The sequence below is a fragment of the Streptomyces alkaliphilus genome (assembly GCF_014141535.1).
Lineage (GTDB): Bacteria > Actinomycetota > Actinomycetes > Streptomycetales > Streptomycetaceae > Streptomyces > Streptomyces alkaliphilus.
Window position 1 is genome coordinate 1 of record NZ_VKHT01000263.1, and the last position, 5,754, is coordinate 5,754.

A 5,754-nucleotide genomic window follows, 5' to 3' on the forward strand; every position below is an offset into this window, starting at 1 on the left:
ACCCCCCGGCGAACCCTCCGAGGGCACCATCGCCCTGCTGCTCCCCGACGCCAAGACCGCCCGCTACGAGACCACCGACCGGACCGCCTTCTTCGGCGTCGTCGAACGCCGTTGTCCCACCTGCCGCGTGTACTACGCCAACGCCGACCAGGACGCGGCGCGGCAACAGGAGCAGGCCGAGGCGATGTTCGCCCGCGGGGCCGACGTCCTCGTACTGGACGCCGTGGACACCGTCGCCGCCGCCGCCATCGTTCGCGAAGCCCGACGTCACGACGTGTCCGTCATCGCCTACGATCGCTTCATCGCGGACGCCGACATCGACCACTACGTCTCGTTCGACAGCGAGCTCATCGGGTACCTCCAGGGGACGGCCCTGGCGGCGGCACTGCGGGAGCGGGGACCACGCCCGGACGGACGTCCACCCGGCGTCCTCCTCGTCCACGGCTCCCCGACCGACCCCAACGCCGCGCAGCTCGCCGCCGGTGTCCACCGCGCGCTCGAGGGAGAGGACATCGAGGTGCTCGCCGAGTACGACACCCCCGACTGGAGCCCGGACCGGGCCACCGACTGGGTCGAGGGACAGTTGACCCAGTTCGGCGACCGGGTCGACGGGGTCCACGCCGCCAACGACGGCATCGCGGGCGGCGCGATCGCCGCGATGAAGGCGGCGGGCCTGGACCCGGTGCCGCCCGTCACGGGGCAGGACGGCGAACTCGCCGCCGTGCAGCGGATCATCTCCGGTGACCAGTACATGACCGTGCACAAGGCGACGACCGAACAGGCCCGCACCGCGGCCGAACTGGCGGTCCGCCTGCTGCGCGGCGAGTCCCCGCGCACCACCGCGGTCATCGACGGCGTGCCCAGCCTGCTCCTCGCCCCCCGGGCCGTCGCGGTGGACGACGTGCGGCGCGTCATGGTGGACGGCGGGGTCCACTCGGTGGACGCCATCTGCACCTCCCCCTACGAGGCGGCGTGCGCCCGGGTCGGCCTGCTCGGGGAGGCCCCGTGAGCACCCCGAGCGCCCGGGACACCCGGAGCACCCACGCCGACCCCATCCTCTCGCTGCGCGGCGTGTCCAAGAACTTCGGCGGCGTCCGCGCCCTGCGCGACATCGACCTCGACGTCCGCCCCCGCGAGGTGCTCGGCGTGGTCGGTGACAACGCGGCGGGCAAGTCCACCCTCGCCGGGATCATCGCCGGCGCCCACCGACCGGACGCCGGACGGATCCTGGTCGACGGCCGGCCCGTGGTCCTCGGCTCCCCGGCCGATGCCCGACGGCTCGGCATCGCCGCCGTCTTCCAGAACCTCGCCCTGTGCGAGAACCTCGACGTGGTCGAGAACCTCTTCCTCGCCCACGAGCCCACCCGGGCCGGCTTCCTCGACGAGGTCGCGATGGAGCGCGAGGCGTGGGATCTCCTCGGCCAGCTCGCCACGAGCGTGCCCTCGCTCCGCGCACCGGTGCGGGAGCTGTCCGGCGGTCAGCGGCAGATCGTCGCCGTCGCGCGGGCCCTCCTGGGCTCACCCCGGGTCGTGGTCCTCGACGAGCCCACCGCCGCCCTCGGTGTGAGACAGACGGCGGAGGTCCTCAACCTCGTCGAGCGACTGCGCGAGCGCGGGCACGCCGTGGTGTTCATCAGCCATCAGGCCGCGGACCTGCAGGCCGTCGCCGACCGCTTCGTCGTGCTGCGCCTGGGCCGGTTCGGCGGCGAACTGGACGCGGCCGGAACCGGTTACGAGGACCTGCTCGCCGCCATGACCGGAGCGAGTCGCCCCAGCGGCAGGAAGCACGGATGAGCCCGACCTCCGCACCCCCCTTCCTGCGTCCCTTCTCCACCGGCGGCACCGGTGCCGGCCGGACCCTTCCGTTCGGCCCCCGATCCGCCGGCGACACCGGCCTGCTGCCGGTCATCGGCGCGCTCCTGCTGGTGTGGGCGGTCTTCGGCATCCTCAACCCCGCCTTCCTGTCGGCCGAGAACCTCGTGAGCCTGACCCTGCAGAGCGCCCCCGTCGGGGTGATCGCCCTCGGCGTGGTCCTGGTGCTGATGGTCGGACAGATCGACCTCTCGGTCGGCGCGGTCAGCGGCATCGCCGCGGCCGTCGTGGTGGTCACCACCGTGCTGCTGGAGTGGCCGCTCCCGGTCGGCCTGCTGCTCGCGCTCTCGGTGGGCGTGGTCACCGGACTCGGCTACGGCGTGCTCACCACCCGTCTCGGCCTGCCCGGTTTCGTCCTCACCCTCGCCGGCCTGCTGGTCCTCACCGGGATCCAGCTCCGCGTCCTGGGGCCGCGCGGCTCGGTCAACCTGCCCTTCGAATCGGGTCTGGTCCGCTTCGCCCAGCAGGGGTTCCTCCCCCCGGCGGTGGCCTGGGGAGCGGCCGCGGCGGCGGTCGCCGTCGTCACGGGCCTGCGGGTGGCCGAGCGGATCCGGCGGGCCCGGGCCGGCCTGCCGCGGATGGGCCTGCCCGGGCTCGTGCTCCGCACGGTCGGACTCGCGGCCCTGCTCGCCGCCGTGGTCGGCTACCTCGGAACGGCCCGGGGCATCGGGTATCCGGTGGCCCTCTTCGTCGCCCTGGTCGTCCTGGTGGACGTGCTGCTGCGCCGCACCCGCTGGGGACGCTCGGTGCGTGCCGTCGGCGGCGATCGCGCCTCGGCGCTGCTGGTCGGGGTGGCCGTGCGGCGGGTGACCGTCTCCTGCTTCGTCGCCGGGTCCACGCTCGCCGCGCTCGGCGGCATCCTCGCGGCCGGCCGGCTCGCCGCCGCCAACCAGGGCACCGGCGGCGCGGAGACCTACCTTTTCGCCATCGCCGCCGCCGTGATCGGCGGCACCAGCCTCTTCGGCGGGCGGGGCAGCGCCTGGTCGGCCCTGCTCGGGGTGCTGGTCCTGACCTCGATCTCCAACGGCCTGACCCTCCTGAACCTGGACACCGCCACCCGCTACATCGTCACCGGCCTCGTCCTGGCCCTCGCCCTCACCGCCGACACCCTCCTGCGCGGACGCGCGGCTCCTTCCGTGCCCTGACCGGACCCCGACCCCGTGGGCACGATTCCGCCCGGGGCCGGCGTCGGCGGGGGACCGGCGGCGGTCCGGGCGGCCGTTCCCCGTCCGGCATACTCGTGTGGGTGAACAGCGTGCCCGAAACCCGTACCCTGCCCGTGCCCGAAGGACTGGAGGGTGAGCGGGTCGACGCCGCCCTCGCCCGGATGCTGGGCTTCTCCCGTACCAAGGCGGCCGAGTTGGCGGCCGAGGGGAAGGTCCGGCTGGACGGCACGGAGGTCGGCAAGTCCGAGCGGGTCACCGGCGGTTCCTGGCTGGAGGTGGAGATGCCCGCCCCGCCGGCCGCCGTGCGCGTGGTCGCCGAGCCGGTCGAGGGCATGGGTATCGTCCACGACGACGACGACCTGGTCGTGGTCGACAAGCCGATCGGGGTGGCCGCCCACCCCAGCCCGGGATGGTCCGGCCCCACGGTCATCGGTGGCCTGGCCGCCGCCGGCTTCACCGTGGCCACCTCCGGCGCGGCCGAGCGGCAGGGCATCGTGCACCGCCTGGACGTCGGCACCTCCGGCCTGATGGTGGTGGCCAAGTCCGAGCACGCCTACACCCTGCTCAAGCAGCAGTTCCGCGAGCGCACCGTGGACAAGCGGTACCACGCGCTGGTGCAGGGCCATCCCGACCCGCTCAGCGGCACCATCGACGCCCCGATCGGTCGGCACCCGAAGCACGACTGGAAGTGGGCGGTCACCGCCGCCGGCAAGCCCTCGATCACGCACTACGACCTGATCGAGGCGTTCCGGGCCGCCAGCCTGCTGGACATCAAGCTGGAGACCGGCCGCACCCACCAGATCCGGGTGCACATGTCCGCCCACCGCCACCCCTGCGTCGCCGACATCACCTACGGGGCCGACCCGACCCTGGCCCGTCGACTGGGCCTGGCCCGTCAGTGGCTGCACGCCCGCAACCTGGGCTTCGAGCACCCGGCCGACGGCCGGTGGGTGGAGTTCTCCTCCGAGTACCCGGAGGACCTGGCGAACGCCCTGGGGATCATCCGGGCCGAGAGCGCCTGAAACCGGGCGGTGCGGGCCCGCCGGTCGGCGCGCCCGCACCGGTGTCACCCCCGCCGATCGCCGCCCCGCCGGGCCCGGGGCGGGGCGGCCCCGTTCCCCGTGTCCGCCGGGGCGGAGGCCTCCCCGGCTTTCCCGGTGTCCCCGGTGGCCGGCCCGGACCCGTCCGGGGCCTCGCGGGGCCCCGGCAGGACGGCCGGGGCGGTGTTGATCCGGGGCAGGGCGTACGGGTGCTCGCGGTGCAGCCAGGAGATCAGTTCCTCGCGCACCACGCAGCGCAGGTCCCACACGTCCGAGGAGTTCGCCGCCGACATCGCCGCCCGCACCTCGATGGTGCTCGCGGTGGTGTCGGTGACCACCAGGCTCCAACTGCGACCGTCCCACTCCTTGCGTCCCAGCAGGAAGGAACGCAGGTGTTCGCGCAGTTCGGCCACCGGCGCGGAGTGGTCCAGGTACAGGAAGACCGTGCCGGTGATCTCGTGACCGCCGCGCGACCAGTTCTCGTACGGCTGCCCGTTGAAGTGCGAGACCGGCATGGTCAGTCGCCGGTCGTCCCAGATCCGGATGGTGATGAAGGCCAGCGAGATCTCCTCGACGGTGCCCCACTCACCCTCGACCACCACGGTGTCACCGATCTTCACCGAGTCACCGAAGGCGATCTGCAGCCCGGCGAAGAGGTTGCCGAGCATGGACTGGGCGGCCACACCGGCGATGATGCCGAGCACACCGGCCGAGGCCAGCATCGAGGCGCCCAGCGTCCGCAGGGCGGGGAAGAGCACCACGATCGCGATCGCGCTGGCGACCACCGCGAGGATGGTGGTGACCACCCGGCGCACGATGGTCAACTGGGTACGGAACTGCCGTACCCGGGCGATGTCGTCGGTGCGCCCGGCGTACGAGGCCAGGATGTTCTCCGCCACCGCGCCCGCCGCCACGATCGCCAACCAGGCGCAGGACGCGGTGGTGATGACCGCCAGGATCGTCGCGATCACCGTGTTCTGCGGTATGTCCAGCCCCGAGGGTTCGTGGGCGAGCTGGAGGGCGACGGAGACCAGCAGCACCTGCAGCGGGGGCTGGCAGCGCCGCAGGAGCTGCGGCAGCCGGTTCTCCGGCTTGCGGCGGGTCGCGGTGCGCAGCCCCCGGTCGATCAGCCAGCCCAGTGCCACCGCGATCACCACGGCGCCGCCCAGCACGAGCACCGGCCGCAGCACGTCGTTCATCGACCCGTCAGCTCCTCAATCCATCCGTGGGGTGTCGGCCCGGACGCCGTCGTGCCGGACATGTGGTGGTTCCGCGCGGGACCTCCCGGCCCGCCCCGCCCGGCACGTCCGCCGGAGGGCGGGTCGGGAGGCCCCGCCACAGGCTAGCCGGCAGGATGGGCCGACGGGGACCCGCCCGCGTCCCGGGCGTGCCGCCGGACGGGCGCGACCGTCGGGTCGCGCGGAGCCGATCGACGCCGCGCCGGACGCCGCGAAACCCCCGTGACATCGGCGATCCGGCCCGTGTCCGGGATCATCCGGCCCTCGGCGGGGGCCCCGCGAACGCCCGATCCACCCGACCCGAAAGCGACTCCGACGTGGCCGATGTCATCCTCTTCCACTCCGCGCTGGGACCGCGTCCCGCCGTGTTCGCCCTCGCCGACCGGCTGCGGGCCGCCGGGCACACGGTCCACGTGCCGGACCTGTACGCGGAACCGG

At 73.8% G+C, this 5,754-nt stretch carries 5 protein-coding genes and 1 pseudogene; 5 read left to right on the forward strand and 1 reads right to left on the reverse strand.

Annotation, left to right across the window (positions count from 1 at the left end; genetic code table 11):
• The 4 genes from FNQ90_RS10685 to FNQ90_RS10700 form a co-directional block, all read left to right on the forward strand.
• Positions 1-1,009, forward strand: a 1,009-nt coding sequence (locus FNQ90_RS10685; protein ID WP_182606157.1) for a substrate-binding domain-containing protein, incomplete at its 5' end; no start/stop codon positions are given.
• Positions 1,006-1,794: an ATP-binding cassette domain-containing protein gene (locus FNQ90_RS10690; RefSeq protein WP_323379873.1), complete on the forward strand. Its 789-nt coding sequence runs from the start codon at positions 1,006-1,008 to the stop codon at positions 1,792-1,794. The genes FNQ90_RS10685 and FNQ90_RS10690, both read left to right, overlap by 4 nt.
• Positions 1,791-3,017 (forward strand): sugar ABC transporter permease, encoded by a 1,227-nt coding sequence (locus FNQ90_RS10695; RefSeq protein WP_182606158.1) that lies wholly within the window; start codon positions 1,791-1,793, stop codon positions 3,015-3,017. Before FNQ90_RS10690 ends, FNQ90_RS10695 begins: the two co-directional genes overlap by 4 nt.
• Positions 3,018-3,127: 110 nt before the next feature.
• Complete coding sequence (locus FNQ90_RS10700) at positions 3,128-4,060, forward strand: RluA family pseudouridine synthase (RefSeq protein ID WP_407699339.1); 933 nt, start codon at positions 3,128-3,130, stop codon at positions 4,058-4,060.
• Positions 4,061-4,104: 44 nt separating this feature from the next.
• On the opposite strand, the gene FNQ90_RS10705 is transcribed toward FNQ90_RS10700, so the two are convergent.
• On the reverse strand, positions 4,105-5,277 hold the full coding sequence (locus tag FNQ90_RS10705; RefSeq protein WP_182606159.1) for a mechanosensitive ion channel family protein: 1,173 nt from the start codon (positions 5,275-5,277) through the stop codon (positions 4,105-4,107).
• Positions 5,278-5,633: 356 nt separating this feature from the next.
• Between FNQ90_RS10705 and FNQ90_RS10710 the strand changes: the two are divergent.
• Positions 5,634-5,754, forward strand: a pseudogene (locus tag FNQ90_RS10710) (dienelactone hydrolase family protein); the annotation flags it as partial.